Annotated in this window: 1 pseudogene; it reads left to right on the forward strand. The window is 43.4% G+C overall.

Annotated elements, in window-relative coordinates:
- Positions 1-105 precede the first annotated feature (105 nt).
- A pseudogene (locus AAC854_RS23425) lies at positions 106-309 on the forward strand (Rha family transcriptional regulator); the annotation flags it as partial.

A 309-nucleotide genomic window follows, 5' to 3' on the forward strand; every position in this document is an offset into this window, starting at 1 on the left:
ATCACTTTGATATGAGCCTTCGAGGAAGTCAGTTATAGCTGGCGAGCTTCGACGGGCTGATTTTCTATGTGAACGAGGGTTCATTTCAAATGTAGGTAATACGCGATGCAATTATTAACAACTAAGAAAGCAGCTCTTCCAATAACAGAAGCGCCCACCATGACCAGTTTGGAAATGGTGGATTACATCAATGCCGATCGTAAGGCGAAAGCTGAGGCGGAAGGGTTAACATTCCCTTGCAAGAAATATACTCGACTGCAACATAAAAGCTTTCTTGCCAAAGTTCCCAAAGTATTAGGAGAAGAGCAC

It is taken from the genome of Xenorhabdus entomophaga, assembly GCF_037996725.1.
Taxonomy (GTDB): domain Bacteria; phylum Pseudomonadota; class Gammaproteobacteria; order Enterobacterales; family Enterobacteriaceae; genus Xenorhabdus; species Xenorhabdus khoisanae.